Here is a 26,597-nt window from a genome sequence, read left to right on the forward strand (position 1 = left end):
CGGCGCCAGTGGACCCCGATCACTCAGCCGAGCCGTCAAGTCGCGACCGGATCGCCGATCGTGTGAGGCTCTGCTCGACGGCGTCCAGCAACAGTAGCGCCGCGAACTCCCGTGCTGCCGCGTGCGTCGACTGGTCGTCGTCCACGAGGCCGACGGCCTTTTCGACGACTGCACGTGCGGGTGCGACGGACGCCAGCTGCCCGGCTTCCTCGTCGAGTTGCGTCTCGACCTCGTGTGCACGGGCGTCGACGCTGGCGACCGTCAGGTCCTGTTCGAGGTAGTCCAGCAGATCGGCCGGCGTTGCGTCGAGGGTCGGAGACACGGCGACCGGCTCGGCCGTCCCCGCAGCGAGCACCTCGCGGACGCCCTCGGCCTGCATCGCCTGCCCGACGGCTTCCAGCGCGGCCTCGGCTGCGGCGACCGTCGCGGCCGCGACCTCGTCGGGATCCTGCGTGCTCGTCGCGAAGTGGTGGCCGGCGGCCGGCAACGCCTCGACGCAGGCGAGGAGCGCTTTCGTGACTCCCGCGAAGTACAGCGGGATCGTCGGATCCGCCGTGGCCTCTCGCTCGACGGAGCGGATCGTCGTCTGGAGGCTCGCGCCGCGTTGGCGAACGCGCTCGTCCGGCGCCCAGTCGAACCGGGCGTTCACCTCGACGGTCGCCTCCGCGTCGGCGTCGACGGCCACCACGTCGTCCGACACGGCGAACAGGTCGGCGTTGGGGCCGTCGAGCACGAGGCTGGCCCGATACCGCCCTGTGGGAAGGTCGAAGCGTACCGTCCCGTTCTCGTCCGTCGTCCCGTCTGCGGTTCGGACGCCGATCGTCGAATCGGCGACCTCGGGATCGGCGTTGTCGTCGCTCCGCTCTTCGGCGTTCGCCGGATCCGGGGCGTTTGCGTCGGCGCCTCCCACTTGGCCGTCGAGCGCTCCATCCATCTCGTCGGCGGGCTCGATCTCGATCTTCGCGTCGGCGATCGGATCGCCGGCGACGATCGCGGACGCGACGAGCGTCCCGGAGGACGGCTGGAGCGTCACGTCGGCGGTCGTGAGCTCCGTTTCGATCGGCACCTCGACGGTCGCGTCGTCGTAGCCCGGCGCGCTCACGACCGCCGTCACGGCGCCGGTCGCGACCGGGAGACTCGTCGTCACGGAGCCGTCCTCGATCGTCGCCGACTTCGTCTCCTCGCGATCGGTCGTGACGGTGACCTGCCCGGACGGGATCGCCGCTTCGGTCTGGGCGTCGGTGACCTCGACCTGGAGTCCTGGCCGGCTTACGGTGAGGTGGAGGGGGATCGTCTCGGGACGGGGCGTGTTCGGTTCGTCGATGGACAGCTCGACGGCGTCGGTCGCTCGGTCGGCGGTCTGTCCCTGGATCTCGTACTCGCCCGGCGATAGCTCGACCTCGGTGGTCGTCCCTGCGAGTGCGGTCGTCTCGACGAGCGAGCCGTCGGACGTCCGGCGGATTTCGACGGTCTGCTCGCCGTCGATCGCATCGCCTTCGTCGTCGGTGAATCGGATCCGGACCGGGACCGCGGTCTCGTCGATCACCCGCCGGGTGGGCCACGCGTCAACCGTTCCCAGTCCGAGGCGAATCCCCGTGGCAGTCAGTCCGCCGTGAAACGTCCCGACGAGGAGGGCGCCCATGCCGAGTTCCGAGCTCGCGACGGCGACGCTCCCGAGCACCGGCCCCCAGAACAGCGACTGGACGAGTGCAATGAGGGCGACGCCACCGATCCCGCCGAAGACGAAGTGTGCCAGGATCGCCCGGGGGCCGGCTGCCGCCGAGCGGGCCGGAGAGAGCAGCCGAACGCCGTAGACTGCTCCCACCGCCAGCACGCTACCGCCCATCGCGAGGAAGAGCAAACTCACGACCGATCCCACGTCGAGCCAGAGCGCGACGAACGCGTCTCCTTCCGAATCGCCCTCGATGGGCTCTGGGTCGGGATCCGGTGCTGGCGGAGGCGGTGCGACGCTCAAGCCGACGCGGGCCGGGCGACGTCCGTCTCCGAGCAGAATTGCGGTGGCGTCCTGGCTCGGCCGTGCGATCCCGGCGGGAAGCTGTCTTGGCGTCCCCTCGTGGAGCCCCGGACCGATCGGGACGGCGGTGATGGTCCCATCGCGTAGGAGCAGCATGTCGTACCCCGCGAGCGCGGACGGCTCGGGAGCGTAGAGCGTTCCGTTGGCGATCCGGAGCGGGACAGTCGCCCTGCTCGGTGCGGCGACCGAGACGTCGAGGAGTCCCGCTCCACCGCTACCGACTCCGTCACCCACGCCGGTGACGCGAACCCGGATCTCGCCAGCGCCGACGACGCTGCTCGGGATCGTGACGTACGGCTCCGGCCCGCTGTCCCGGACGCTGAACGTGGCACTCGGCGATTCGGTCGTCACGATCACGTCGACGGTCGCCGGGCCGAGGTCGGGGTGTACGAGTGGCTGGTGCACCACGAGATCGGTGCCATCGTAGGCAAGGGCCGTCGCACGACCTGCGGCGTCCGCGATCGAGAACTCGACCGGAGCCGGCGACACCGTCGCGGCCCCGACCTCGACGGACGCGTTCACGATTCGGTCGGCCGGAATCCCTGCGAACTGCCCCGGTGCGACGCGGAGGCTCGCGTCCGGGCCAGCCCCCTCGACGGTCGCGTCGAAGCGATCGTCGCTGGCCGTCGCGACGAGCGTCGGCGCGGCGCCACCGAGCCCGCGAACGTCGGCCGGGATCGAGAGCGTCGCGTCGTCGAACGTCGCCGGCCCCGTCTGGGCGACGTAGCGGAGATCGACGACGCCGTCGAGCACGACGCTCTCCCCGTCGCTCGCGGTGAGCGTTGCCGCGGCGAGGTCGCTCGTGGCGTTGGCGGGAACCACGGCGGGAATCGGAACGATTGCGACGTAGTGATCGCCCTCACGTGTCGCAGTCACGGTGGCCGAGCCGTCGACGTCTGGCACCGCGACGGAGAGGTTCACCGTCTCGCCGGCCTCGGCGAGCCGATCCGCCGGGATCGCGAGCCGAACGTCGCCGCCCTCGCGCGTCACGGTCCCCTGCCCGTCGGCCTGTTGCGCGGCCAACTGCTGCTCGGCGACTGCGCTCGCGCTCGTCGACGTGCCGACCGACGACTCCGCAGACGGGTGAATCGTCGAGTCGCTCGCGGCCGGACCGCCGATCTCCTCCCCAGCTCCTGCCACTCCCGGGACGGTTCCGACGAGCAGGAGACCGCCCATCGCGAGCACGATTCCGAGGACGGCGAGCCCGACGACGATCGGGCGCTCCTCGTTCACGGCAGCATCACCTCGGCGATAGCGTCGCCAGCGGTGAGCAGGAGCCATCCCAGTCCCAGACAGAGCAGGACGAGGCCGACCGCGACCGGCACCAGCACGGCGCGACGCGAGTAGCTCGTCCACTCCCCCGCAGCGACCCGGCGCCGAGCCGCTCGACCCCGGCGGGTCGGGAGTATCGCACCGATCGTCGCGCCGAGGACGACGCCGAGCAGCCCGAGCCCGACGATCCGGAGGCGAAGCGACCACGTCAGCGATTGCTGTCGATCGCGGAGCGCTGCGTCGTGGGCTTCGAGGCGGCTCGCCGTCCGATTTTCCATCGTCCCCGATCGGGTCTCCAGCTGGCGAATCGCGGCGGCGCTTCGCGGACCGCCGACCGCGGAGTCCGCGACCTCGTAGAGCTCGGTGCGGAGCTGCTCGGTCGCCGATCGGTACTGCGCTCGGGCCGCGACAGTCTCCTCGATGGGGGTCGACGTGGGCGTCGATCCGTTCTCGACGCGCGCCGTCGCGTTCGCGAGCGCCGCGAGTCGGCTCTGGAGCGTCGCCTCCGCCGTCCGGTACGCCTCGAGGGCAGTCCGGAGCTCGGTCGCTCGTTCGGCCGAACTGACCGGGATCGGTTTCTCGGTCAGCTGCGTGGAGACGGCGTGGTCGACGATCGCGAGCGACGGCCCCGGCACCGGTTCGGGCGCGGCGAGCGAGCCGAGCGAGTCGTTCGTCGGACCGACGACGCGAATCCGCAGCCGGTCCTGGTCGGTCTCGAGCACCGTGGCCCACTCCAGTCCGTCGGCGTCCAGCGTCCGGCTACCGCCGGCCGGCTGACAGAGGTGGACGACGAGCGCGGAGCCGTTGTAGACCGCGGCCGTGCTTCCTGGACCGGTCGGATCGTCGGCAGGCGGAGTGACGACCACCGCCGGTTCCTCGGTCACGGCCGCACACGGGTCCGAGGCGACCGCTGGCGTACTGGCCGGATTCGCATTGCTCGTCACGACTGCGACTGCACCGGGAACGCTTGCGAGCACGATGGCCAGGACGCAGCCGACGAGCAGGAGCTGCCGACCTCGCTTCCCAGCAGATCTACGCATCGCGCTCACCTCGCCGGAGCCGACGGCGCTGGTGGACGAACGCGACGACGCTCCCGCCGACCAGGCCGACGCCGATCCCGGTTGCGAGCACCGCGAGCGAGAGCACCGGGTCGGTGGCGAGGGCTGCTTCCAGCGATTCGACGGCGTCGGCCCGCCTGGCGATCGTCCTGGCCATCGCCGCGGGCGTTCCAGTCGCGGGCTCGGTTACCCGGAGCCAGGCCGTGACTGCCGACCGAATTCCGAAGACGTCGAGGAGGAGAACCGCTGTGACGCCGAGTAGCACGACTCCGGCGACGGTAGCTCGGCGATCGAATCGCATGGGTGAATCTGGTGCCCTGCGGTGCGTGCTGAAGCCCCACCGCCACGCCCGCGGGCACGCGCTTTGAACGCATACCGATCCGCCGGGCAAAACGGTTCTGCCAGAATCGTTATTACCACTGGCTGCGGTGACCGGGTTTCCGACCGCAGTGGGCGTCGCTGGACTCCAGCCAGCCCGCATCCGACAGCTTATATCCGGGGCCGGGCCTACCGAGTTCCGTGCGGATCGAGAACAGCTTCGTTCCGGTGGAAGGGGTAGGACCGGTCACGGAGCGCAAGCTCTGGCGAGCCGGGGTCACGGAGTGGTCGGAGTTCGGCGGCCAGATCGTCGGGCCAACGCGTGCCGACCGCATCGAATCGTTCGTCGAGGAGGCGACCCGCCGACTCGATCGCGGCGACGCCGCTTTCTTCGCGAATCGGGTCCCCGACGCCGAGCACTGGCGGCTCTTCGAGAACGTCCGCGAGGAGACCACCTTCCTCGACATCGAGACGACGGGGCTCGATCGGTACGCCGACCGGGTGACGACCGTCTCGATCCACCGCGACGGCGACACCCGGACGCTCGTTCGCGGCCAGGACCTCTCCGCAGAACGCCTCCGCGCGGAACTGGCCGAGTCCTCGCTGCTCGTCACCTTCAACGGCCGTCGGTTCGACGTTCCGTTCCTGGAGGCCTCCTTCGACCTCTCGGTGGACGTGCCTCACGCCGACCTCATGTCGATGTGCAATACGCTGGGCTACTCTGGCGGGCTCACCGCCGTCGAGCAGACGTTCGGCATCGAGCGCGATCGCCCGGACATCTCCGGACGTGACGCCGTCCGGCTCTGGCACGAGTACGAACGCGGGAAGGACGGCTCACTGCAGACGCTGATCGAGTACAACCAGGAGGACACCGTCAACATGCGTCCGCTGATGGAGCAGGCCTGCGAGGAGCTCCACGCCGAGGTGTTCGCGGCGGCGTGTGCCGAGACCGCCGAGGACGATCGATAGCCGTTACGCCGGGTCGCGACCCGACTCCTGACTTACTGCCCCTCGTAGCGCCAGGTGTCCTCGCCCCAGGCGGGGTTGACGACGCCGGGGAGTCGCCGGAGTCGAGGGCGAACCATCTCCCACCAGGCGTCGGGGTCGTCGAACCCAGCCTGGTGTGCGGGGAACACGTCCGCGAGGAACTCGTCCACCGTGACGGCTTCGTCCTCGCGGAGGTGATCGAAGGCGGCGCGGATGGCGTCGATCCGCCAGTCCCGCATCATCTCGCTGGTTCCAGGCACGTCGACGTCCGCGAGCAGTTCGTCGACGCGAGCGTCGACGTCGACGGCCTCCACGTCGGCGGGTTCCTCGCCGATTCCGGTGCGGGCACGATACCAGACGGTCAGCGTCGCGGGGTCGCCGCGGACCTCCTTCCTGCCCACGTCGCCGCGGGCGAAGAGGGCCTCGAGGGCGGTGCGAGCGGTGTGCTCGGTGACGTTCATCGCCTCGGCGACCTCCCGCGTCGTGTATGGCTCTACGCCGGAGAAGACGGAGAGGGCACGATCTTCGGGGACAGTCTCCGCGTACTGGCCCCACGCCCGCTCCTCGTTCTCGCTCATGCGAGTAGCTCACGCACTCCAGGGGCTTGTTTATTTCGGACAGAAATCTGGTAATTGATAGAATCGAGCGCTCCCCCGCGGGATCGCTTCGGGCGGAATCGGCCGTGGACCGTTCGCTGGCGCGAACTGGGGGCCGAAATCCTCCGAACGCATTAAGTCGTGGGCTCCGTACCGATCGCATCATGCCCGCTGGACTCGACGTCGGGGCCGCCAGGATCGTCGCGGAGACGGAGGGTGGAACCGACGGCGCACGCAACGCAGCACTCGCGGTCGAGCGCAGCGACTACGTCGAGGACTTCCTCGAGGGTGCCGACACGCCCTCGATTACGACCGAGGATGAGATCGTCGCACTCGGCGACGCAGCGCCCGAGGTCGCGACGATCGTGAACGACGAACCGACGCGGCTGCTGGGCGCGGACTCGACGCTCTCCGCGGCCGACGTCCCCGCCGCCGTCGAGGCGCTGCTTCGATCGCTCGTCGGCGAGGGCGAGGGGCCCCTGCGCTACGTGCCGCCCTCGGGGATCGACACCGACCCGATCGAGGACGCCGCGAGGGCGCTCGGCTACGATCCCGCCGCCGTCGATCCCGGCGTCGCGGTCTGCTACGACGCCTTCGACGCGCCCGCGACCGGACTGGGCGTGGTCGTCGACGGAACCCGGACGCTCGCGACGCTCGTCGTCGACGGCGTGCCGGTCTCGCGCTCGGAGCTCTCCCGCGGCGGCGACTGGATCGACCAGGAACTCGCCAGCGCGACCGGCAACGATCCCGAGGCCGTCGCGGAGCTGCGTGCCAACGCCTCGCTCGACGATCCGACCTCCGGCGCGCTCGCGCTGCGCTACGACACGCTCCTCTCGAACCTCGCGCTCGCGATCGCCGACGAATCGCCCGCCGTCGAGGGGCCGATCCCCGTCGTCGTGGCGGGTGCCGCCGCGCCCGAGGGCGTCGACGGCCGCCTCGAAGCCGCACTCGAGGACGTGGATCTTCCCTTCGAGCTCGGGTCGGTCGAGCGCGCCGCCGACGCCGAATCCGCTGCCGCACGCGGTGCGCTCCTCGCCGCGCGCGAGGGCGGCGAGATCCGCTCCGATGCCGAGGACGCCGATCCAGCGACGTCCGGGTTCGCCGCTGGCTTCGCTGACCTCGACGCCGCGACGGCGGCGCTCGCCGCGAGCTCCGGTGGCGCCTCGGCAGCCCCCGACGGTCCTGCGACGGACGAGGGCGGTGCCGACGCTCCAGCGCCCACCGGCGCGACGGCCGCCAGTGCGCCAGCGTCCGGCGAGACCGCTGCAGCCGCTGGCGCTCCGAACGGTGACGATCTCGCCGCGCTTCGCGATCGCCTCCAGCGCCTCGAGGAGCGACTCGGCGTCGAGGACGACCAGCCACTCGACGAGGACGTCGCTGACCTCGCCGAGGAGGTAGCGACGCTCGTCGCACTCCGGGAGGACGTGGCTGATCTGGAATCGGCCGTCGAGGACGCCACTGCGGCCGCCGAGAGCCAGGCGCTCCCCGACGACGCTGCTGCGGCCGAGGACCTGGACGCGCTTCGGACGGAGGTCGAGGAGCTGTCCTCGACGCTCGACGATCGGGTCGAGGCGATCGAATCCCGACTCGAAGCGTTGCCCCCCGTCGCCGATCTGGCCGATCTCGCGGAGCGCGTCGACGAGATCGATCCCGACGACCTCGACGCCGTCGCGGCGTCGCTCGACGAGCGGGCAGAGACCGTGGACACCATCGAGTCCGACCTCGAATCGCTCGAGGACGAGTTCGGCGACCTCGAGTCCGACCTCGACGACGTCGCCGCCGACGTTGGCGATATCGACGGCGAGTTCGACGACGTCGACGCGACGATCGAGGCGCTGGAGTCCGACGTCGACGAGCTCGAATCTGAGATCGCCGATCTCGAATCCGGCGTCGAGGCGCTCGAAACGGACGTCGAAGCGCTCTCGGAAGCCGGCGCGGACGAGGCGACGATCGACGCGCTCCGCGAGCGCATCGACGTCGTCGAGACCACCGTCGAGGACGTGGAGGCGGAGTTTGATGCGACGGCCACGACGGCGGCGCTCGACGACCTCGCGGAGACCGTCGCCGACGTCGAGTCCCAGATTGCCACCGTCGAATCCACTATCGCGGACGCCGAGGCCCAGATCGAGAACGTCGAGGGACGCGTGAGCGACCTCGAGGGCGAGGTCCCCGATCCGGACCTCGTCGACGCGCTGTCCGTCGATCTCGAGGCACTCCGCGGCCGCGTCGAGGAGCTCGAGTCCGGCCTGCAGGAGCGGTTCGAGGGGCTCGAAGACGACGTCGATGCGGTCGAATCCGACGCAGCCGACGCCGAGGAGTTCGCGAGCCTCGAGAGCGACGTCGCGGCGCTCGAAACCGCCGTCGAGGACGCGAAGGCCGAGCGCGAGGAACTCGACGGGGCGTTCGACGATCTCCGGGAGGACCTCGATGCCGTCGACGATCTCGAGGCCGACGTCGCGGCGCTGCGATCGACTGTCGACTCCCTGCCGGAGAACGCCGTGGAGGAGACTCAGCACCAGAACGCGATCACGAGCGTCGAGAGCCGGATCGACGCCGTCGAGAACCGGATCGCGGAGACGGAGGCAAACGCCGCGAGCGGCGCCGGGCGGAGCGCGATCCTCGCGCTCGGCCTCGGGCTAGCGTCGGTCGGCGGGCTGGGCGCTGCCCTGGCCTACCTGACCGACCAGACCGCGCTCGCTGGGGGGTTCGTCGGCGTCCCGCTCGTCGCCGTCATCGTGGCCTGGTATTTGAGCTGACGCCGATCGCTGCAATCGATTTCGGCGTTCAGCTCTCGTCGCCCGGTTCGGGAAGTTCGCCGAGCAAGGAGAGCGCGCTCTCGACGGCGCGCGCGCCGACGTCCGTTCGCTCGCGTGCCTCCGCGCCGCTCATCCCCGGCCCAGTGACGCCGAGCGTCACCGGGGTATCGTGATCGAGACTGACCTCGGTGAGCGCGTCGGCGGTCGACTGCGCGATCACCTGATCGTGGTCGGTGTCGCCGGTGACGACGGCACCGATCACGGCGACTGCGTCGACCGATCCCCGGCGCGCCAGCCGGTCGGCGGCCAGCGGCGCGTCGTAGACCCCAGGAACCTCGACGATCTCGACGATTTCTGCTTCCGCCTCTTCGGCCACGTCGTGAGCCGCCGCTTCCATCGGCTCGGTGACCGACCTGTTGAACTGCGCGACGACGAGGGCGAGCCTGCTCATGCCCGATGGGTCGAGAGGCCGCACAAAAGGTGTACCGTTCCACGCAACCGCACCCGACTGGTCCCGGCTCAACTTCGACGACAGATTTCCCCACCGTGCCCAGGAACCCGACCATACCACCGGGTGGGACTTCGGAAGGGGCCGACCGCTCGCGTCACGTCACGACGTAAGCACCGCAGGCGAGCGTCAGCGAGCCGAGGAGCGCAACGAGTGAGGTGGCGCGAGCGGGAGGGGGCTTCCGAAAGCGGTCGCGGAAGCCGTCCTCCATTCACTACGACTCACCTTCGAACGGGACCCCAAGGGTTATCCCGGATTCCGCGCAATCGGGGCACGATGGACGCAGACGAACGGACCCGCTACTTCGCTCGGACGGCGGCGCTGGCCGCCGCGTCGACGATCGTTATCACGGCGAGTTTCATCGGTGTCCTCGCGCTGCTGGAGGGCGAGTTCTCGACGCTGGACTCGCGGATTCCCTGGTATCTCGTCGCGACGTCGCTGATCTTCCTCTCGACGATCTTCTTGCTCGAGGAACACGGTGCCGACGGCGTCGAGATTATCGCGATCACCGGCGTCGTGACGGTGCTTGGCTTCATCATGATCGTCCTCGCCGTCGAGGGCGTCAACTATGCCCGGACGAACCCGGAGGACGTGTTCGTCGACCGGCTCGTACTCTACTTCCTCGCGGCCGGGATGTTCGGTACTGGCATCGGCTACTGGGGTATCAAGCACTGGCGGGAGTTCACCGGGCAGGCTGGGCAGACGGGGTCGCTGTAGGATCGCGAATACCGGATCGCAGTTCACCGATCACTCCGGTCGGCCGACTGCGTCTTCTTCGATCGCCGAGACGCTCTCGATCGACGCTTCGCTCTGCAGGTGCTCGTGGAGTTTCTGGTACACCGGCGTCGCCGACTCTGCCGGATCGGTCCGCCCGGGAAGCGTCGTCAGGCAGTCCCAGTCGCCGACGAGCACCAGCCGCTTCTTCGCGCGCGTCAGTGCGACGTTGAGCCGTCGCGGCCCCTCGTTCGGGAAGTCGAGGAACCCAATCTGGCCGGCGTCGTTGCTCCGGACGAAGGAGACGATTATCGCCTCCGACTCGCTGCCCTGGAAGGAGTCGATCGTGTTCACGGTCACGTCGTGGTGGAGCCCTGACCGATCGTGACTGGCGAGCGCCGAGCGGAGCTTCGCGACCTGCCCGGTGTAGGGCGTGATGACGCCGATGTCGGCGGGATCGACGCCGTAGCGCAGGAGCCGGTCGATCTCGGCGACGACCGCGTCGACTTCCGCGGGGTTGTACAGCGACTCCCGCGGCGTTCGCTCCTCCGAGCCGGTGACGTCGACGCCGACGAGGGGGTCCAGCGTACCGATCGTCCAGTCCCGGTTCCGGCTCGCGTGCGTGAGCAGCCCGTCGTAGAACGCCTCGTTGGGGAACGCCGCGATCGACTCGTGCATCCGGTACTGCGTGCCCAGCGTCGTCTTGATGTCGTCGCCATAGACCTCGAGGACGTGCTCGAAGAGGGACTTCTCCATCTCCTCGCGATCCGAGTACTCGCCGGAGTGATACGGCGGGAGCTGCTTGTGGTCGCCCGCCAGCACCGCGCGTTCGCCCTTCGAGAACGGGATCAGTGTCGCCGGGATCGTCGCCTGCGTCGCCTCGTCGACGACCACGAGGTCGAAGAGGTCGTCCGGGAACTGGTGGGCCGCGCTCATCGTCGCGCCGACGACGTCGGCCTGCCAGTGGTCCTCGCCGACGTACTCCTCCTCGACGACGGGATGGTCGCAGTTCGAGCCGACGCGAGCGATCGACAGTTCGTCGTCCTGGGCCAGCGCGTGCAGTGACCGGGGATCGGTGTGCTCGGCGGTGCTCGATCCCACGAGCAGGTTGTCCACTGCCTGGTTCGAGTGCGCGACGGCGAGCACGCGCTGGTGGTCTCGGGCGGCTTCCCGGATGAGCTTCGTCAGCGTTCGGGTCTTGCCAGTCCCGGGCGGGCCGTGGATGCAGAAGACGTCCTCGGCGCGCATCGCGGAGGTGCAGGCCCGGGCCTGGTACTCGTTGAGGTCGCCGGTCCGCACGTCGACCTCGGTCGCGTCGCGGAAGCCGACGTCGCGCCGTCCCGTCAGCACGTCGGCCTTCCGGTCGTCGGCCTGGATCGTCTCGATGGCGTCCCACTGTCGGTCGAAGGGGACGACGTTGAGCAGCTCACCGACGACGAAGCTGGCGTCGCTGTCGCCCTTGAACGCGGCCTCGGCAGCGGCCTTGTCGTCAGTCTGGCGCCAGTAGACGCCGAGCTTCATCGTCCGCCCCTCGACCTCGTAGAGCTCGGCTTCGACGGGGAACCCGCGGCCGCCCCGCTCGTGCCCGACGATCACCTCGCTCCCGGGGTAGAGCCCGGCGTCGCGGAAGTCGAAGGCCTCGCTCGCCGACTCGCTCGTCGACTCACCGTCGGATTCGTCATCTGCGGCCGCTGCCGATTCGGACTCGTCGGAATCCGGTCTGGCTTCGTCCGGATCCATCCCCGCCGCTTCGGCGAGTTCGTCCCAGTTGTCGTAGCGTGCGCCACTCATCGCGGCGTCGGCCGTCGCCTGGTCGGCACCGCTCTCTGGAGCGCCCGGAGCGTCGCCCTCGCTCCGCTGTCCGTCTTCGGCCCGCTGCCCGTCTTCGTCCTCGGCGGGTACGCGCAGCTTCACGATCTGCTCGCCGTACTCGCCGACCTCGCGGCCCGCCGGCTGGACGCCGGTGACGCCACCGAACTCTCTGCAGAACTGGTCGGCGGAGAGGTCCTCGAAGTGGCGGCGCGTCCCCTCCCGTTCGGCCTCCTTTTCCCGCTCGACGAACGCCGTCAGCTGGTCGAAGAGATCCTCGCCGTCGACGCTCTGGAGCCCGGCGACGGTGCTGCCCGGTGCCGTGCTGTCGTCGGCGAGGTCCGTCGATCCCTTGAGATAGCTCGGCTGCGCCGGCGGCGCGTAGCTGTGATGCCAGAAACGAAGCCGCCACGCCGGATACGTCTCGGCGAACTCCTCGATTCGGATGTGGGTGAGATCGCCCCGAGCGTACTCGTAGAAGCCGACGCATTCGACGACGTGCTCTGGATGGTAGAGCAGATACTCGCCGGTCAGCTCCGCCGAGTCGACCTCGTGCAGGGGAATCCTGACCGTCGCACCGTCGCCGTCGAAGCCGCCGTGTCGGGCGAACCGCTCGATGATCTCCTCGACCGGGACCGGATCGGCGAGCCGCCACCGGTCGAACCGCTGGCGGAGCTCCCGGTCGAAGACCGCCGGCCGGGTCTCCATCCCGTCGACCTGGCCCTTGACGGCGTCCAGGGCGTCTTCCATCTACCCCGGGTTAGCAGACGCGCTACATGAACGTTTGTCGGACGAGCGTCTGACGTCGTGCTGTCTGTGGGTTCGCAGCTCCAGCCATCGCTGGGTCACAGCTCCAACCATCTCCAGGTCCCAGCTCCAGCAACCACTCAGTGGAACTCGCCGAGTTTCCGGTCGGCGTCGCCCCGGACCCACTCCCGACCGGGCGCCTCGGCCTCGATCTCCTGGATCCGTGTGGTGTAGCCGTCGGGAAGGTCCTCGACGTCGAACCGGAGGAGCAGCACCGTCCGCTCTGACGCCGCCCATTCCATTACCCGGCGCTGGTCGCGCTCGGTCGATCCGTTCCCGGTCTTGACCTCACAGAGGAGCCGCCGCTCGACCGCGCCGTCGACGGTCACCGTCGCCGCGCAGTCGGGCACCCACGAGACGGTCTCCTCGGTCTCGCGGGAGCGGTAGGTGATCGGATCGGGATCGGCGTCCAGCTGCACCGCCGGCTCGCCGTCGCCGTCGGCGTCGATCGTCCGTCGCGCGTACGCAACGAGCGCGGGCGGATCCTGGGCGTGGCTCGTCAGCAGTGCCTCGCCCAGTGCACCGTACTGTGCTGCACTGGTCTCGAATGAGAGGCCGTCGTCGAGGGTTCCTTCCGGCCGGCGGACGCGACGCTCGGGGTTCGAGACGAGATAGGCGTCGACGTCGCGAGGGTCCTGCGGGGCGGGCGCCTGCAGCCGGACGGGCACGTCGCCGTCGTCGGAGTACCGCTTTGCGGCAGCCGCGGCCGCCTCGCGGTCCTCGTACTCGAGGAGGGCACCCGGGCCACCGCGTGCGGCGGCGATCTCGTTCTCGGTCGCGGAGTCTTTGAGGACGACGCGATACACGTTCGATCCTGGCGAGGGCCCGAGGTATCAACGCTCCGGCCAACGTTCGCGGGGGGATCGATCTCGAGCAGCTCGGTACTCGGACCGGACGGCTGTCGACGCTGTCGAATCACCGGAGGGCTTACCCATCGCGGAGCCGGAGCCTCCGGCATGCGACGCCTCGCCATCGCCTGTCTGCTGGCGCTCCTCGTCCTCTCCGCTGGCTGTCTCGGCGCCTTCGACTTCGAGGTCGAGTCGGAGGAGCTCGGTTCGGACTCCGACGGCGGCGATCTCGGTCCGGATCCCGATCTCGATCCCGTCGACGCCGAGCTCGCCGTCCACTACATCGACGTCGGGCAGGCCGACGCCACGTTCGTCCGTGGCCCCGACAACGAGACGATGCTGATCGACACCGGCCACTGGCAGGACGACGGCGAAACCGTCATCGAGTACCTCGAAGCACGCGGCGTCGATCGGATCGACTACCTCGTCTCCACGCACGCCCACGCCGACCACATCGGCGGCTCCGCGGCGGTGATTCGCCACTTCGAGACCGAAGGAGAGGGGATCGGTAGCGTCTGGGATTCCGGCGTCTCGACGACCTCGAACACCTACGAGGAGTACCTCGACGCCATCGAGGAACACAACGTCACCCTCTACGAGACGCGGGCCGGCGACGAGATCCCGCTCAACGGCACCACCACGACCGTCCTCAATCCGCCGGCGAACCACGGAACCGACGACCTCGACGCGAACACGATCGCGGTCCGGATCGGCTACGGCGACGCCGGCTTCCTCTTCACCGGCGACATGACGACCGAGACCGAGCCCGAACTCGTCGAACGCTGGGGCGAGGGCCTCCAGTCGACCGTCTACCAGGCGGGCCATCACGGCAGTTCCACGAGTTCCTCGGCCGAATTCCTCGACGCCGTGGATCCACAGCTCGCGATCGTCTCCTCGGCCTACGACTCTCAGTACGGACATCCCCACGAGGAGCCGCTCCAGCGGTTCGCCGACCGCGGGATCACGACCTACTGGACCGGCACCCACGGCACCATCGTCGCCGGCACCGACGGCGACGCGGTGACGATCCGGACCGTCGCGAACGCGACGACCGATCCCACTGCGCTCCGCGAGTCGCCACCCGCCGACGCTCCGGCGACGGCCGAGGTCGCGATCAGGGGCACGTACGACGTCGTCGCTGCGTCGGCCGCGGTCGTCGTTCCTGGAACGACCGGTACACCGATGGTGCCCGCGTCCGGAGGTGTGGCCCCGTGAGTCTCGACGGACGATATCGCGCGGTGCTCGATCGCATCGAGGAATCGACCGCCGTCCTCCTGATCGAGAACGATCGCGGCGACGAACTGATCGACGAACGCCACGTCGACGCCGACGCGCTTCCCGCCGGCGTCGAGGAAGGAGCGGTCATGACTGCCGCGTTCGAGCACGACGCGCTCCGTCATCTCGTGTTCGAACCAGCCGAGACCGAACGCCGACGGAACGAACTCGGCGAGCGTTTCGATCGGCTGGCCGAGCGCCCACCCGGCTCGAACGGGGATCCGGAGAGCGCTTCAGACGCCGAGGATGACGCTTCGTAGCACCGACGGCGACGGCCCGTAGAAGTGGATCGCGACCTGCACTCAGTCGTCGGCTTCCGCTGGCGCGTTGCCGATCGAGGGCCGGGTGACCTCCCGGTCGGTCGCCTCTCCGTCGATGTCGTAGGGGTACTCGCCCGTGACACAGCCCAGACAGAGGTCCGCTCGCGATCGGCCGATCGCCTCGGCGACGGCGTCGATCGAGATGTAGGAGAGTGAGTCCGCGCCGATCTCGTCGCGGATCTCGGTGGTGGACTTGTCGCTGGCAATGAGCTCCTCGCGCGTGGCCATGTCGATACCCATGTAGCAGGGCGCGACGATCGCCGGCGCGCCGATCCGGACGTGGACGCCCTCCGCGCCGGCGTCGCGAATGAGATCCACGAGCTGTGTCGAGGTCGTCCCGCGCACGATCGAGTCGTCGATGATCGTGACGGTCTTGCCCTCGATGGTGCTCTTGATCGGGTTGAGCTTCAGCCGGACGGCGCGTTCGCGCTCGTCCTGCGTGGGCATGATGAAGGTTCGACCGACGTACCGGTTCTTCATCAGCCCCTCCGCGAACTCGACCTCGGCGCCGTCCTCCTGTGCCGCCTCGGCGTAGCCGGAGGCGAACGCGCGGCCGGAGTCGGGGACGGGCATGACGACGTCAGTCTCGACGCCCTCCTCCTCCCAGAGCTTCCGCCCGAGATTTCGCCGGACCTCGTAGACGAGTTCGTCGTCGATGACGGAGTCCGGCCGGGCGAAGTAGACGTGCTCGAAGAAGCAGTGGGCGGTGCGATCGCGGTCCGTTAGCTGGTAGGACTCGTAGCCGCTCCCGTCGTCGTCGAGGACGACGAGCTCGCCGGGGCGCACGTCGCGGACGAGTTCGCCGTCGAGCGTGTCGATCGCGGCGGATTCGGAAGCGATCACGTAGCCGTCGTCGAGTTCGCCGATCACGAGCGGCCGATTGCCTTCGGGATCGCGCACGCCCATCACGGTCTCGTCGTGCATGATCGTCAGCGAGTACGAGCCGTGGATGCGGTTCATCGTCCGCTTGACAGCGCGGACGAGGTCCTCCTCCAGGAGGTTCCGCGCGAGGTCGTGGGCGATGACTTCCGTGTCGCCGTCGCTCGTGAACGCGTGGCCGAGGTCGGCGAGTTCGTCGCCGATCTCGTCGGCATTCACGAGGTTGCCGTTGTGGGCGAGCGCGAGCGAGCCGGACTTGAACGAGACCGAGAACGGCTGGGCACAGCAGGAGTCGACGCTGCCCGCCGTCGGGTAGCGGACGTGGCCGACGCCGTTCTCGCCGTTCAGGTTCGCGAGGTCGTCCTCGTCGAACACGTCGCCGACGAGGCCCATCTCGACCTGGCTGTGCTGCTGGAAGCCGTCGTGGGTGACGATGCCCGCGGACTCCTGGCCGCGGTGCTGGAGAGCGTAGAGAGAGTAGTAGAGCGGACGGGCGGCGGCACGGTCAGCGAGTGAGACGCCGACGACGCCGCACTTCTCGTGCATATGGCCTTATTCGCCGGATTTCGACTGCCACTCGTAGTCTCGGCGCTTGCTGGACGTTCCGAATCCACAGGAGGAACAGCGTTCCTTCCCCGTGTGGTAGGAGGCTTCACCGCACCGACGACACGTCACGTGCGTCGTTTTGTTCTTCTTCCCTTCCGCAGAGGTTCCCGTTGTCATGGCGTGATCGAAACGACGTTGTCGCCGCGTATAATCGTTGTGTCTCGCCCATTTCCGGCAACCTCGTCGGCATCGGCGGACTCGGCTCCTGCGTCGCCCCCGTCGCTGTCGTCGTCCTCGCCTCCGGACGACTCGGCATCGCCGTCCTCGCCGGTCGGCGACGTTTCGACGGCGTCCAGCACGAGATTCATGTGCTGGTCGTAGCCGGCGAGCGTTCCACGATAGATCTCGCCGCTCTTGAGATGTACCTCGACGTCGTCGCCGACTGCCGCTTCCAGCACGTCCAGAGGTCGACCGCTCATGTGCAATGACCCTCCCGACGCCCGCATAAACGTACCGGCTGGGAGCCGTCTGCGACTCGGCGACTCGTGTCGATCGTGACGCTGGCGCCAGCCGTGGGGTCGTGCCGAGCGTCGCCGTCGACTGCTGCACGTTCGTGGCGCCGTCGCCTATCGGACGTTCGCGGATCGGAGGACTCTCGGGAGCTGAACGAGGACGAACTGTCGTGTCACGCGACGACTCGTCTGCTGGCGGTGCCGAGGACGGTGCAGCCGAGGCCGGGAACGGGGACGATCCCGACCGCACCGGTCGGCCCCTGATCGCCGGTGCGATCGGACTGCTCGCCGGGATCGTCGGCGGTATCGCAGCGACGACGATCGCTCCCGGGAATCTCTTCCTGACGATCCTGCTGATCGTGGTCGTGGTCCTCGTCGTGACGGTGGGGACGTTGCAAGTGCTCGCACGCTGAGCGATCGTCCCGCAGTACCCGGAATCGCCTCTCAGCACCCGGAATAACCTCGCAGTACCCGGAATCGCCTCTCAGCACCCGGAATAACCTCGCAGTACCCGGAATCGCCTCGCGGCGTCCGGACCACCGCGACGGGCCCACGACGGGTAGCAACCCCGCAGATCTCCGCAACGACGGCCTCAGAGATCCACCGAGAACGGTGCCGTCTGGGGTGCGCGCTCGACCGTGGCAGCCAGGAGCTCCGCGGCGGCGACGAGGTCCTCGGTATCCACGACCTCGACGGGCGTGTGCATGTACCGATTCGGGAGCCCGACGTTCAGCGACGGCGTCCCACCGGCCTGGGTGAAGAACGCGTCCGCGTCGGTGCCCGTCCGGATGCCGTCGGCGGCGATCTGGACGTCGAGGTCGGCGTCCGCTGCCGCGTCGCGCACCGCGTCGGCGAGCACCGGGTGGTTTGCGCTCCCGCGACCGACGACCGGGCCGTCGCCGAGTGCGACCTCGCTCGTCTCGTCGGCGGGAACGTCGGGGTAGTCAGTTGCGTGGAAGACGTCGACTGCGACGGCGGCGTCGGGCGCGAGCTCGTCGCCGATCATCTGCGCACCCTTGAGCCCGACCTCCTCCTGGACCGTCGAGATCGCGTAGACGGTGGCGTCGACGTCCGCCTCCGCGGCGCGGCGGAGCGTCTCCGCAGCGACCCAGGTGCCGACGCGGTTGTCGAGCCCGCGGCCAGCGATAGTGCTTCCCTGGAGGTCCGTCACCGTCGAGGCGACCGTGATCGGATCGCCGACCTCGATGAGTTCGCGTGCGGCCTCGCCGTCCTCGGCGCCGACGTCGACGCGCTGCTCGGCGATGTCGTCGTAGGTCTCCTCGCCGGCGTCGCGGAGGTGAATGGCGTTCTGACCGATCACGCCGTTGACCGGGCCGTCATCGCCGTGAATCCGGACGTGCTGGCCTTTCGAGACGGTGCGATCCGAGCCGCCGATTCGACCGAGGTGGACGAACCCCTCGTCGTCGATCTTCCGGACGATGTAGCCGATCTCGTCGCCGTGGCCGGCGACGGCGATCGACGGCGCGTCGTCGTCGCCCTCGAGGACGGCGATCGCGTTCCCGTAGTCGTCTGTCCGGATCTCGTCGGCGTGCGGTTCGACGTACTCGATCCAGCGTCGCTGGCCCGCCACTTCGTAGCCCGAGGGGGTCGGCGTCGTGAGCAGGTCGTCGAGGAACTCGCGTTGTGGATCGTCCATGGAAATGCTCGTCGCGGCCCCGAGTTGAATCCTCGGGTGGCGGGCGAGCGATCCGGCTTCGGCGTTCCCCGGTTCGTCCCTTGGGGGCGGAGCCGGGCGCTACTGCCGGTCCGAGCGCCCAACGTCTAAGGCACTTGCCGACGTAGCGATACTTGCTATGGGAGACAAAAATCTCACCCTCTTTGCATTTCACACGCACGGCGAGACGCAGTTCGGGCCCTCCTCCATTCCCGGCGTCGAGGCGGAAGCCGACGACGCGGACGAGGAGACGGCCGTCGAGGTAACCGAGGAGGAGTCGTCCGGCGGCGGTGGACTCGGGGCGCTTCTGATCGCACTCGTCGTCCTGGCCGGTATCGCGGTCGTCGCGAAGAAGCTCACCGGTGACGACGACTCCGTCGACCTCGCGGAGTCCGACGAGCTCTGAGCGGCGGACGTGCTCGGCGATCGGTGGGCTCCGTGATCGGCTGACTCCCCGTATCGGCTGACCCCCCGTATCGGCTGGTTCCACCGCACCCGGCGGATCTCCTCCGCTGGTAGGTCGATCCCCTCTGCTGGTCGATGGAACCCGTCGGCGCACGCCGCGTGGTCGGTTCGGGCGCTGCTGGACCCGACCGATCTCCGCACCCAGTCCCACGTTTTTCGACGCTGCTGGCAGTCAACTGTACGTAGCCGGCTACCATCCGCAGGACTGCGGCGGGAGAAGGGTTTTGACCCCGCAGTCGCAACGAAGTTCATGACGATCTACCACAGCGTTCGGGCGGTCGCGGGCGCGTCCGGCGACGGACTCGTGGACTGGGACGCGGTCGCGGAGGCGGCCTGCGCCTCGACCGAGCCCGGGGCACTGGATCTCGGTTCTGTGGAGCGCGAGGGGTATGCCGCGGACGTTCGCGACGCCAGGGAGCGCGTTCGCGAGGTCACCGCCCACGAGTTCGTCGTGCCGGAGACGCTGGAGATCCAGCACCGCCACCACTGGGTCCACGCGAACGTCGACACCTTCCGCCGCGTGATGGAGCCTCTCGAAGGGCTGGCCGACGACTCGATGGTGCCCGGACTCGCGCGCAAGACGAACACAGGAACGATGTCGGTCATGCTCGGCTACCTCGCCCGGAACGTCCTCGGGCAGTACGATCCGCTCCTGCTCGCCGACGCGCCACAGGACGACCACGGGCTCTACTTCGTCCACCCGAACATCGTCGCCGTGGCAGACACGCTCGACGTGGAGTTCCCCCGTTTCCGGCGCTGGATCGCCTTCCACGAGGTGACCCACGCGGCGGAGTTCGGTGCGGCACCGTGGCTCACCGACCACCTCGCCGAGCGCATGGAGCAGGGAATCGACGGCGTCGCAGACGGCACCCTGGATCGGGAGAGCTTCACCGAACTCCAGACGGCGATGACGGCCGTCGAGGGCTACGCGGAGCTCCTCATGGACGAGGCCTTCGACGACGAATCCGACGACCTCCGGGAGAAGCTCGACGCTCGACGGCAGGAAGCCGGCCCGCTCGGCAAGCTGCTCCGGCGCGCGCTCGGCATCGGCCTCAAGCGCGAGCAGTACGAGCGCGGCAAGGCGTTCTTCGACGAGGTCGCCGAGGCTCGCGGACTCGCTGCTGCCGGTGCGGTCTGGGAGTCGCCCGAGCACCTTCCGACAGCGGACGAACTCGAGGAGCCGGCCCTGTGGCTCCAGCGCATCGACCCCTGAATGCGCCGTACGAGCCGTGCCCGGGAATCGATGGGAGTGATCTGGCCGCCCTAGCGCGGTCCGCGTCCTCTTCCCGGCCGGTTCGACGCGCCCGAGTCCGGTGCGATGTGCGTGAGATAGGCCGTCAGCACGATCCCCACGAGGGCTCCGGCGAGCGTCGCCACGAGCACTGCAGCGAGCGACGCGCCGAAGGACAGGGAGACGAGCCCGCCGCTCGCGGCGACGGTCAGTACGATCGCGAACTGGAAGCGGTTCGGTCGCAACGCGACGTCCGCGAGCGTGTCGATCACTCGAACCCCCTGCCGACGTCGCTCGTGTCGACGACGTCCTCGAACTCGGCCTCGAGGACGTCCTCGGCCTCCTCGAAGGTTGCTGAGAGGTCGTCGAGAGCCTCTGGGCGCCCGTACTGGTCGTACTCCATCGGGCCGTACGCCGGTGACTCCATCGCGTCCATCACGTCCTCGAAGAGTGCGTCGGGCGTCGTCGGCGCGTCCGCGTGCGTGCGAACGACTTCCTCGACGCGACTGGCCATCGTCTCGGCCTCGTCCTCGTCTTCCGGGCCGTCGTTGACCGCGAAGAGGCCACTCTGGTCGCCACCCTTGCCCGGGAACAGCGGATCGAGATCCTCGTCGATTCGCCGGGCGACGTGGGCACCGACCCCACGTACCTCGAAGGGGTTCTTCGCGAACGTCTTGAGCTGGTAGACGCCCGCGCTCGGGTGTCCGAGGTACAGATCCTCGCCGACCCCCGAGGACCGATCGCCCCCGACCGCCCGCCAGCCCTGGGGATCCACGTCGCTCTCGACCACGTCCGCCACGAGATCGTCCCAGTCCCGTACCCGCATGTTGGAGGTGACTTGCCCGTCGCCGAGAAAGAACGTGTCGATGCCGTCGAAGTGGATCCTGTGGTAATTCGAACGGAGCGGACTGTCCTTCAAACTGCACTACTCGACTACTGAGTCTTGCAGTTGCGAGCCGCAGAGTGAGCTGTGACAGCGAACCGCCACGGATACCGGGAGATCACAGATCTCCCGACGTCGCGGCTTTCGCCGCGACAGCCCCCTCCCGCTCGTCGGTTTACGCTCGCTGCGCGCTTCCCTCGCTCACTCCGTTCGCTCAGTGCAGTGCTTGCGTCGCCTAAACCGACGACCGGTCGGCCCCTTCCGGAGCCCCGCCCGGATCGATTTTCCACCGATCGCGAAACCCCGGTGGACCGCGTCGGCGCGCGCTGGCGGGGTCGCGAGCCCCGGAGCGGGCGAGCGACCGTCGACAGCCAGCGCGCGAGGGCCGAGCGATGCTGGATCGGAGATCCAGCAAGTCTGAGGCTTCGCCTCAGGCAGCGCAGCGGAGCGAGCAGCGCAGAAGGCTGGGGAGGTCTGATGTGCGGTGGGTGGGACATCGAAAGGGGCAGGGCTCTCGGCTGTCCCCGGGCGATGCAAGCACTGCAGCGAGGGAAGAACGACCGAGCGAAGCGCGCAGCGAGTCCCGGGATATCGAGCCCCTGGGGCTTTCGGACGCCACTTTCCCAATGAAACGGTTGTCTCACGATTCTGGTTTCTCTCGTTGTCGAAGTAGCCACAACGTTCTCCGCCAGATCTCCCGAACAGTTTTGCCGCTTCCGCGCCATCCGGTACCAGGGAGCATGTACGAGCGGATCCTCGTCCCGACGGACGGTTCGGCTGGCGTCGAGCGCGCAGTCGACCACGCGATCGACCTCGCAGCAGCCCACGGCGCCACGATTCACGCGGTCTACGTGGTCAACACGGCGAGCTACGGCGGTATCCCGATGGAGACGTCCTGGGACGGGATACGCGACGTCCTCTCCGAGGAAGGCGAGGCCGCACTCGACCGGGTCACGGAGCTGGCTGCCGCGGCGGGTGTCGAGGTCGAGACCGCGGTCGTCGACGGATCGCCGAGCCGACAGATCGTGGAGTACGCCGAACAGGTCGACTGCGATCTCATCGTCATGGGCACGCACGGGCGCGGGGGCCTCGACCGCCTCCTGCTCGGAAGCGTCGCCGAGCGGGTCGTCCGCAGTTCCGAGATCCCGGTGCTGACCGTTCGTGTGGGCGAGCCGCCGGACGCCGAGGAGCGCACGGCGAGCGACGCTGGGACGACGGCGCAGGAGCCGCCGGAATCCGCGGAGGACGCTTCCTGAGGGTGTCGGATCAACGACTGACGATCACCGCCGCACAGCGACCGCTCACGTCGGTCGAAGGTGTTCGCAGTCGCCGGCGTGGATCCGCTCGACGCCGTCGTCCGTCTCGACGAGCAGCGTTCCGGGCCGCTCAACGTCCGTCGCGGTGCCGACGACGGTCTCGCCGCTCGCCGTTTCGACCCGGACCTCCCGCCCGAGGGTGAGCGCGTCCGCTCGCCAGGCGTCCAGGATCGCGTCGGGATCGGCGCGGAGGTCGTCGAAGGTCTCCAGCACGCGCTGGACGAACAGCCGACGGTTCACGTCCTCGCCGAGTTCTGCCCGGAGGCTCGTCGCTTCGTCTGGAAGCGCCTCGGCGTCGAGGTTCGCGTTGATTCCCATCCCGACGATCAGCCACTCGACCCGGTCGGCCTCGCCCTCCATCTCGGTCAACACGCCAGCGAGCTTGGCTTCGCGTCCGCTCCGCCCGTCTCCCACCAACACGTCGTTGGGCCACTTGATGCCGGCGTCGACGCCGGCCTCCCGCGCCGCGGTCGTGACCGCCACTGCAGCGGCGAGGGTGAACTGCGGGATCGTCGCCGCCGGGCGGTCGGGTCGCAGCAGGATACTCTGCCAGATGCCGCCCGGCGGCGACGCCCACTCGCGATCCAGCCGGCCACGGCCACCGGTCTGCTCCTCGGTGACGACGACCACGTCCGCCGCGCCGTCGGCAGCGAGATCCCGAGCGACGTCGTTCGTGCTCCCGACCTGTTCCTGAAACTCGACGTCGAACGGCGCGTCGAGCCCGAACTGGATCGCGTCGCCGCCGAACTCCGGCACGTCGCCGAGCGCGTAGCCGTCGGGACCGCTCTCGATCTCGAACCCCTGTTCGCGGAGCGCCTCGACGTGTTTCCAGACGGCCGCGCGGGAGACTTCCAGCATATCGGCGAGGGCCTCTCCCGAGCGAGGTCCCTCGGCAAGTGCCTCCAGAATTCCGTGTCGCGTATCGGTCACGTAGGGATCTGTACGGTGGGGCCTCTTGAGCGTTCCTGCGTAGATCGGCGGACACGGAGACCAACCTGCTGTAGCAAGTCGTTACTGGCGGCTCGTTGATAGTCGGGGGAGGGACCTGTTTGTGCAAAAAATCGGCGACGGAACGCGCTTGTTGCTGAGTAAATACGTCCTACTCTTTTTATTCACTAAGGGAAATAGTTAAGGGATAATCTGATAACCAACTCTCTGTATGCCAGACACAGATGCGAAGGAGGTCGAAACGGAGGAACCGTCCGAGGCTAACTCTGCAGGTGCCACAGAGACACCGGCAACCGACGCAGGCGGTTCGAGCGGTGGCGTCGAAATCGGCTCCTATCTCAGCCTGAACGATGCCGAGCAGGAGACGCTTCAGGACTGGGTGATCTACCTGGCGGCGCTAGCCGGTGCGATCAGCGTCGCTTTCGGGCTGAACGTCGTGATCCAGAACCAGTGGGCTCACGACCTCATCTTCCTTGGGCCGTTCTACGAGTCGAAGAACACGGCTGTGAATCCGATGACCCTGATCCAGTTCGGCCTGTTCGTAATTCCGCTGCTCGGCGCCTTCCTGGCCTTCAAGGTTGGCCACGAGGAGGAGACGCCGGTCAAGGTCGCAGCGGTCGTCTCGATCGTCAGTATGGTCGTGCTCGGCGTCGTGGGTGGGTTCCTCGGCGTCGTCACTGTTGGTGCCGTCAGCATCAACCTCGTGAACACGCTCGTCAGCAGCCTCGGTGCCGGCATCGCTGCTGCCGTCGGCTCCATCATCGCCGTCGTCGTCACGCAGGAGTTTGCACCCGACTCGCTGAGCCTGTAGACACACGATCCGTCGCTGGCTGTCATTTTTCGCCGTCGTTCGCCGGTAGCGGTGACTCTTCCAGGCCTCACCAGCCCCGATGACACAACGCCTTTGAACACCCCTCTCCTCCCCCGGAACATGGAGGCCTACGAGCTGCTCTCCCGGAACGCCGTGGAGGTCGTGACCGACGAGGAGGCCCGCGAACTCGCTGCCGATCCCGATGGAAAGCGGGCCTACGTCGGCTACGAGCCCTCCGGAGCGCTCCACCTCGGCCACCTGCTCACCGCGAACAAGCTGATCGATCTCCAGGAGCTCGGCATGGAGGTCGTCGTGCTCCTCGCGGACGTTCACGCCTACCTCAACGGCAAGGGAACGTTCGAAGAGCTCGAAGCAACCGCCGAGGCGATGCAGGCCCAGTTCCTCGCGTATGGACTCGACCCCGAGCAGACCGAGTTCGTCTACGGCTCGGAGTTCCAGCTCGAGGACGACTACGTCCTCGACGTTCACGAGCTGTCCGTGAACACCTCGCTCAACCGCGCCCAGCGCGCGATGGCAGAGATTCAGTCCGGCCAGACTGCCAGCGTCGCCCACGTCGTCTACCCCATCATGCAGGCGCTGGACATCGAGTACCTCGATCTGGATCTCGCCGTCGGCGGCATCGACCAGCGCAAGGTCCACATGCTCCACCGCGAGGGGATGGAGGAACTGGGCTACGAGGTTCGTCCCGCGCTCCACACCCCGATCATCGCCGACCTCGAGACCGGCGTCGGCAAGATGTCCGCCAGCGAGGGCGTCGACATCACGATGGAGGATTCCACCGCGGACCTCGAAGACAAGATCAACGCGTCGTACTGCCCGCCGACGCGCGATCCCGAACCGACCGACGACGGCCAGGACCGGGAGCACCCCGTCCTCCAGCTGTTCCAGTACCACGTGTTCCCGCGCTTCGAGTCGGTCACCGTCGAGCGTCCCGACGAGTACGGCGGCAACGTCAGCTACGACAGCTACGACGCACTCGCGGAGGCGCTCGATTCTGGTGCACTGCATCCCGCGGACGCGAAGTCCGCTCTGGCGAGCGCGCTCGACGAGCTCATCGCGCCGGGTCGCGAGAAGCTCCAGAAACTCGACGACTGAGAATCGACGGAACTGCGGCGTCCGACACCCCCGACCTTTTATGCCGAGTAGACGCGAGAAGATTCAGGCCGTCACGACGAGTGCTGCGAACAGCATCATCGTGAGAATCACGGCAATGGTACCGTAGAACAAGATCCGGTAGGATCGTCGATAGCGTCGCTCCAGAGCGTCGGCGTCGAGATCGGAGACGAGTAGTGGGCCGTCATCCGGTGCCGAGAGCACCGGGGCTGCACCGGGTTCCTCGGCCGTTCGCAAGGTTCCCCGGATCGTGATCGCATCGCCGTCGTTGAGGGCGGCTTCGCGGTACCGTCGCGTTCCGTGCGTCCGTCCGAGGTCGACGAGCGTCACGCCGGGGTCGGGCGCATCGAGTCCGATCTGGCGCTCGAGCTTCCGAAACCTCTCGGGCGGATCGTCTGCCTGGGGCACGTCCTCGCTGATATCGAAGTTCTCGAGCTCGACGAGTGCGCCGCCGATCTCGAAGCCGGTGATGGCGTCGAAACCGACGATGCTGGTCAAGGCGTCGGTCGGCGCTTCGTTCGATCGCTCGGGGAGGGCGACGGCCTCGCCCTCGGCTTCGATCTGAATCGGCGCGCGTCGGAGTCCTCTGGCCTCGTCACTCCAGTACTTCATCTTGGTCTCGTCTTGCCACTCGAGGATCGACCACGTCGCGAGCAGCGCGTCGTCCCCCGAGAGCGGCGCCGTGACGGTGCCGTCCCGCTTGGTCGCAGTTCCCGTCAGAAGGACCGTCTCATTGATCGTGGTCGTCGCTGGTGTTTCGGTGGGCGCGTCTCGAACGAGTCTGTATCGGTCCCGACGCCGCCAGCCCTTGTACAGTGGCCAGGCACCGGCGACGGTCATCGCAACGCCGACGGAGAGTACTGCGCCGATTCCTTCCAGTCCAATCGCCACGTC

At 68.4% G+C, this 26,597-nt stretch carries 26 protein-coding genes; 11 read left to right on the plus strand and 15 right to left on the minus strand.

What is annotated here, in order from left to right; genetic code table 11:
• Positions 1-19 precede the first annotated feature (19 nt).
• From ACZ5KP_RS13955 to ACZ5KP_RS13965, 3 genes are read right to left on the minus strand one after another with little or no spacing between them, the layout of a single operon-like run.
• A complete protein-coding gene (locus ACZ5KP_RS13955; RefSeq protein ID WP_460918459.1) occupies positions 20-3,268 on the minus strand; it encodes a collagen binding domain-containing protein in 3,249 nt (1,082 codons plus the stop codon).
• Positions 3,265-4,347: a hypothetical protein gene (locus ACZ5KP_RS13960; RefSeq protein WP_460918461.1), complete on the minus strand. Its 1,083-nt coding sequence runs from the start codon at positions 4,345-4,347 to the stop codon at positions 3,265-3,267. Before ACZ5KP_RS13960 ends, ACZ5KP_RS13955 begins: the two co-directional genes overlap by 4 nt.
• Positions 4,340-4,666 (minus strand): hypothetical protein, encoded by a 327-nt coding sequence (locus ACZ5KP_RS13965; protein WP_460918462.1) that lies wholly within the window; start codon positions 4,664-4,666, stop codon positions 4,340-4,342. Before ACZ5KP_RS13965 ends, ACZ5KP_RS13960 begins: the two co-directional genes overlap by 8 nt.
• A gap of 218 nt (positions 4,667-4,884) precedes the next feature.
• Here ACZ5KP_RS13965 and ACZ5KP_RS13970 point away from each other — a divergent pair, with 218 nt between their 5' ends.
• The gene (locus ACZ5KP_RS13970) at positions 4,885-5,652 is read left to right on the plus strand and encodes a ribonuclease H-like domain-containing protein (protein ID WP_460918464.1); all 768 of its coding nucleotides are present in this window, start codon (positions 4,885-4,887) and stop codon (positions 5,650-5,652) included.
• 32 nt (positions 5,653-5,684) lie between these two features.
• Here ACZ5KP_RS13970 and ACZ5KP_RS13975 read toward each other — a convergent pair whose 3' ends face one another.
• Positions 5,685-6,248, minus strand: coding sequence for a FaeA/PapI family transcriptional regulator (locus ACZ5KP_RS13975; protein ID WP_460918465.1), 564 nt, complete (start codon positions 6,246-6,248; stop codon positions 5,685-5,687).
• Positions 6,249-6,430: 182 nt separating this feature from the next.
• Between ACZ5KP_RS13975 and ACZ5KP_RS13980 the strand changes: the two genes are divergently transcribed.
• A complete protein-coding gene (locus tag ACZ5KP_RS13980) occupies positions 6,431-9,022 on the plus strand; it encodes a disk-shape morphogenesis protein volactin (RefSeq protein ID WP_460918466.1) in 2,592 nt (863 codons plus the stop codon).
• 28 nt (positions 9,023-9,050) lie between these two features.
• Here ACZ5KP_RS13980 and ribH read toward each other — a convergent pair whose 3' ends face one another.
• The gene (ribH, locus tag ACZ5KP_RS13985; RefSeq protein WP_460918467.1) at positions 9,051-9,473 is read right to left on the minus strand and encodes a 6,7-dimethyl-8-ribityllumazine synthase; all 423 of its coding nucleotides are present in this window, start codon (positions 9,471-9,473) and stop codon (positions 9,051-9,053) included.
• Between the two features lie 333 nt (positions 9,474-9,806).
• Between ribH and ACZ5KP_RS13990 the strand changes: the two genes are divergently transcribed.
• Positions 9,807-10,247, plus strand: a complete 441-nt coding sequence (locus ACZ5KP_RS13990; protein ID WP_460918468.1) for a hypothetical protein — start codon at positions 9,807-9,809, stop codon at positions 10,245-10,247.
• 30 nt (positions 10,248-10,277) lie between these two features.
• Here the strand turns inward: ACZ5KP_RS13990 and ACZ5KP_RS13995 are convergent, their stop codons facing one another.
• Complete coding sequence (locus ACZ5KP_RS13995; protein WP_460918470.1) at positions 10,278-12,803, minus strand: AAA domain-containing protein; 2,526 nt, start codon at positions 12,801-12,803, stop codon at positions 10,278-10,280.
• Positions 12,804-12,940: 137 nt separating this feature from the next.
• Entirely contained in the window at positions 12,941-13,666 is a 726-nt protein-coding gene (locus tag ACZ5KP_RS14000) for a DUF8081 domain-containing protein (protein ID WP_460918471.1), read from the minus strand.
• A gap of 150 nt (positions 13,667-13,816) precedes the next feature.
• On the opposite strand from ACZ5KP_RS14000, the gene ACZ5KP_RS14005 reads away from it, so the two are divergent.
• Complete coding sequence (locus ACZ5KP_RS14005) at positions 13,817-14,923, plus strand: ComEC/Rec2 family competence protein (RefSeq protein ID WP_460918472.1); 1,107 nt, start codon at positions 13,817-13,819, stop codon at positions 14,921-14,923.
• Entirely contained in the window at positions 14,920-15,243 is a 324-nt protein-coding gene (locus ACZ5KP_RS14010) for a DUF3006 domain-containing protein (protein WP_460918473.1), read from the plus strand. Before ACZ5KP_RS14005 ends, ACZ5KP_RS14010 begins: the two co-directional genes overlap by 4 nt.
• Positions 15,244-15,285: 42 nt before the next feature.
• Here ACZ5KP_RS14010 and purF read toward each other — a convergent pair whose 3' ends face one another.
• The 3 genes from purF to ACZ5KP_RS14025 are packed head-to-tail and all read right to left on the minus strand — an operon-like array spanning position 15,286 to position 17,207.
• Entirely contained in the window at positions 15,286-16,728 is a 1,443-nt protein-coding gene (purF, locus tag ACZ5KP_RS14015; RefSeq protein ID WP_460918474.1) for an amidophosphoribosyltransferase, read from the minus strand.
• Between the two features lie 6 nt (positions 16,729-16,734).
• A complete protein-coding gene (locus ACZ5KP_RS14020) occupies positions 16,735-16,905 on the minus strand; it encodes a 50S ribosomal protein L37e (protein ID WP_020447519.1) in 171 nt (56 codons plus the stop codon).
• Positions 16,902-17,207 (minus strand): LSM domain-containing protein, encoded by a 306-nt coding sequence (locus tag ACZ5KP_RS14025; RefSeq protein ID WP_460918476.1) that lies wholly within the window; start codon positions 17,205-17,207, stop codon positions 16,902-16,904. Before ACZ5KP_RS14025 ends, ACZ5KP_RS14020 begins: the two co-directional genes overlap by 4 nt.
• A gap of 203 nt (positions 17,208-17,410) precedes the next feature.
• Here ACZ5KP_RS14025 and ACZ5KP_RS14030 point away from each other — a divergent pair, with 203 nt between their 5' ends.
• Positions 17,411-17,653: a hypothetical protein gene (locus tag ACZ5KP_RS14030; RefSeq protein WP_460918477.1), complete on the plus strand. Its 243-nt coding sequence runs from the start codon at positions 17,411-17,413 to the stop codon at positions 17,651-17,653.
• A 179-nt stretch (positions 17,654-17,832) separates the two neighbouring features.
• Here the strand turns inward: ACZ5KP_RS14030 and ACZ5KP_RS14035 are convergent, their stop codons facing one another.
• A complete protein-coding gene (locus tag ACZ5KP_RS14035; RefSeq protein ID WP_460918478.1) occupies positions 17,833-18,897 on the minus strand; it encodes a M20/M25/M40 family metallo-hydrolase in 1,065 nt (354 codons plus the stop codon).
• Between the two features lie 157 nt (positions 18,898-19,054).
• On the opposite strand from ACZ5KP_RS14035, the gene ACZ5KP_RS14040 reads away from it, so the two are divergent.
• Positions 19,055-19,321: a hypothetical protein gene (locus ACZ5KP_RS14040; RefSeq protein WP_460918479.1), complete on the plus strand. Its 267-nt coding sequence runs from the start codon at positions 19,055-19,057 to the stop codon at positions 19,319-19,321.
• Positions 19,322-19,630: 309 nt separating this feature from the next.
• Positions 19,631-20,593, plus strand: coding sequence for a zinc-dependent metalloprotease (locus ACZ5KP_RS14045; protein ID WP_460918480.1), 963 nt, complete (start codon positions 19,631-19,633; stop codon positions 20,591-20,593).
• 50 nt (positions 20,594-20,643) lie between these two features.
• Here ACZ5KP_RS14045 and ACZ5KP_RS14050 read toward each other — a convergent pair whose 3' ends face one another.
• Both ACZ5KP_RS14050 and ACZ5KP_RS14055 read right to left on the minus strand, forming a co-directional pair.
• Positions 20,644-20,883, minus strand: a complete 240-nt coding sequence (locus ACZ5KP_RS14050) for a hypothetical protein (protein WP_460918482.1) — start codon at positions 20,881-20,883, stop codon at positions 20,644-20,646.
• The gene (locus ACZ5KP_RS14055) at positions 20,880-21,437 is read right to left on the minus strand and encodes a hypothetical protein (RefSeq protein ID WP_460918483.1); all 558 of its coding nucleotides are present in this window, start codon (positions 21,435-21,437) and stop codon (positions 20,880-20,882) included. Before ACZ5KP_RS14055 ends, ACZ5KP_RS14050 begins: the two co-directional genes overlap by 4 nt.
• Before the next feature lie 797 nt (positions 21,438-22,234).
• Between ACZ5KP_RS14055 and ACZ5KP_RS14060 the strand changes: the two genes are divergently transcribed.
• Positions 22,235-22,750, plus strand: a complete 516-nt coding sequence (locus tag ACZ5KP_RS14060; protein ID WP_460918485.1) for a universal stress protein — start codon at positions 22,235-22,237, stop codon at positions 22,748-22,750.
• A gap of 45 nt (positions 22,751-22,795) precedes the next feature.
• On the opposite strand, the gene ACZ5KP_RS14065 is transcribed toward ACZ5KP_RS14060, so the two are convergent.
• Entirely contained in the window at positions 22,796-23,740 is a 945-nt protein-coding gene (locus ACZ5KP_RS14065; protein ID WP_460918486.1) for a biotin--[acetyl-CoA-carboxylase] ligase, read from the minus strand.
• Positions 23,741-23,969: 229 nt separating this feature from the next.
• Between ACZ5KP_RS14065 and ACZ5KP_RS14070 the strand changes: the two genes are divergently transcribed.
• On the plus strand, positions 23,970-24,569 hold the full coding sequence (locus tag ACZ5KP_RS14070) for a hypothetical protein (RefSeq protein ID WP_460918487.1): 600 nt from the start codon (positions 23,970-23,972) through the stop codon (positions 24,567-24,569).
• Positions 24,570-24,689: 120 nt separating this feature from the next.
• Positions 24,690-25,685 (plus strand): tyrosine--tRNA ligase, encoded by a 996-nt coding sequence (locus tag ACZ5KP_RS14075; RefSeq protein WP_460918488.1) that lies wholly within the window; start codon positions 24,690-24,692, stop codon positions 25,683-25,685.
• A gap of 63 nt (positions 25,686-25,748) precedes the next feature.
• On the opposite strand, the gene ACZ5KP_RS14080 is transcribed toward ACZ5KP_RS14075, so the two are convergent.
• Entirely contained in the window at positions 25,749-26,594 is an 846-nt protein-coding gene (locus ACZ5KP_RS14080; RefSeq protein ID WP_460918489.1) for a hypothetical protein, read from the minus strand.
• Positions 26,595-26,597 lie beyond the last annotated feature (3 nt).

It is taken from the genome of Salinarchaeum chitinilyticum (assembly GCF_055390775.1).